Here is a 2,207-nt window from a genome sequence, read left to right on the forward strand (position 1 = left end):
ATGAGTAGTGCTGTTACTCTTAACTCCAGTAGGTAGACTAGCTTAAAATCTGCGAAAGTCTTGCGGTGAGATAATCCGAGAGTAATTTCAAGGGGAAATTTCCCCTTAAGTTGACACCAATGGGCAATGCCGTGCCCCTACCATAAATGGCGTTTGTGCGTAAGTCCTGCTTTAGTTCAGGGCTGAATGAGCGGAATTAAATCAATCAGCCAACTATGACTGTGATCTTCATCATTTTCATTCAGTATATTTATCACAAAATTTCTTAAAATCCCTCACCAGTTGACCGTCTAAATATCACTAGATTTAAAGATAAGCAACACAGAGAAGATTGGGAGAATTAATGATAATTCAAATAGTCCAAACACATCAGATATCTCTCACAATATAGAATCTGATTCATCTGTGTTGATTTACATCTTGAGTTTTGCCATGACCCTTTGCTTTATCAGTGTATACACGCTTATTTCCCTGTATTTATCAGCCGCTTGGTTCCGCTTTTTTACACCCGGAATTAAACTATCCAACCAGCAAAAAGTTTTCTCTTTTCTCACGATTGGTATTGCCACAGTCTGTTGGCCCCTTGTTCTTCCCATTGCTTACGTCAAGTTACTCAACGCTAGCGCCTCAAAATTCTAGAGATGTTCTCTTGAACGAGCCAAGATTGGGCAGAGTGTTCAACCAGGGTGTGTCTACTCAAACTTCATCACATTGATACTTCAGTCAATTCACTCCAAAACCCAACCATCAAACCGTCTGCCTGCCTTTACACTTAATACAAGAGCAGGCTATCCAACAATTCGATTCATCCTAGTGGCGTGGCACACCTTAATTGGTGGATTAGCATTTTCTGGGACACCATCCTTGCGCCCGGTTTAACGTCAAATCTATTCCACAATTTTAGCTGTGTCAGTCCACTAGAATATTGGCTTTCGCACACAGACGCTATTTTGTCAACCCTCTGGTATAGTAGTCAGTGAAAGTCATTTTTTTTAGCCAGCCTAAGACAAGGAGAATTACCCCTTAGCAATCGTCGGAGAAACTGAGTCAGAGGTCATCAGTCATGTCACAACTTGTTAAAGCTAAACTGATTTCTACAGATGGTGGGGGAACCATTGATTTCATGTTCAACCCCAACCAGTTGGCGTTTAGCCAGCAAATTAACTTAACAAAAAGTAGTGGAGCGCGAACGGGTAGAGGATTACCCAAGGTTAACTTTGCTTATCCTGAACCTGTTACCCTCTCGATTAACGACATTATTTTTGATACATACGAGACAGGTGAGAATGTCCTCCGCCATCTGAAACCCTTTGAGAAAGCGGTGAATTTTGCCGAGTCGGGGGAAGGAAGGGAAAAACGTCCTCCCACTTATGTGTTTACCTGGGGTTCCCAGGAGTATATTCGGTGTTTTGTTACAAAAGTTGATTATAACTTGACCATGTTTCTGCCCGATGGGACACCCGTCCGAGTCTCGGTGAACCTGACATTGGAGGAAATTGATGAGTCAGTGTCTCAACCAGGAATGGGAACACCCCAACCCGGTGCTAGCCAGCGTCAGAGTGGTGGGCGTTAGTGTAGCCTGGTGGAGGTTTCTAGGAGGGATGGGGGAGCTAGGAGCAGTGTAGAGACGTTGCATGCAACGTCTCTACTTCTTTATCCAAGCAGTATTGGGTTGACCCAGATTTCGTATCGTATCAGTAGGTTAACTGACAAAAACCGGATTTAATCGGATGATTGTCTTGTCAGAAAGCGATAACTATTGCTAAACCCAATCACTGGGTATAGACTGATGAGTGGTCTAATTGTTGATAATTTTCCTGTCAGTGAATGGCTAACTCCTGAGCTAACGTTAATCAGTTTTACTTCGGTTCAAGTTTCAATAAGAATTGTCAAAGGATTCATCGGTAAAAGCCAATCAGTGGTAGGAGTTCAACGGTCACGTTCCTGCATTGAATTGGGTAAAAAAAACGATGCTTTCGCACAATCCTCTCCGACTTGTTGTCATCGACTCTGCCGTTGCCGACTATCAATCCTTACTCAAGGGTGTTACTCCTGACGCTCTTGTAATTATTCTCAACCGCCACCAGGATGGTGTTGAGCAAATCACCACAGCGCTCCAGCATCACAAAACGATTAAAACCCTTGATATTGTCGCCCATGGTTCCCCCGGTTGTCTATCTCTGGGGAATACTCAGCTTAAACACTCC

3 protein-coding genes are annotated in these 2,207 nt (G+C 43.4%); all 3 read left to right on the forward strand.

All coding sequences use genetic code 11. The features are described from left to right. The first annotated feature begins 405 nt into the window (after window positions 1-405). Window positions 406-639: a hypothetical protein gene (locus tag RIG27_RS21625; protein ID WP_446348567.1), complete on the forward strand. Its 234-nt coding sequence runs from the start codon at window positions 406-408 to the stop codon at window positions 637-639. Window positions 640-1,063: 424 nt separating this feature from the next. After that, entirely contained in the window at window positions 1,064-1,573 is a 510-nt protein-coding gene (locus RIG27_RS21630; protein WP_446348569.1) for a CIS tube protein, read from the forward strand. A gap of 397 nt (window positions 1,574-1,970) precedes the next feature. Then, window positions 1,971-2,207: DUF4347 domain-containing protein (locus tag RIG27_RS21635; protein WP_446348571.1), on the forward strand; the 237-nt coding region annotated here is incomplete at its 3' end.

The sequence above is a fragment of the Coleofasciculus sp. F4-SAH-05 genome (genome assembly GCF_040222985.1).
GTDB lineage: Bacteria > Cyanobacteriota > Cyanobacteriia > Cyanobacteriales > Coleofasciculaceae > Coleofasciculus > Coleofasciculus chthonoplastes.

Coding starts and splice junctions, on each gene's coding strand:
- RIG27_RS21630 (WP_446348569.1), top strand. CDS start 1,064: ATGTCACAACTTGTTAAAGCTAAACTGATTTCTACAGATGGTGGGGGA.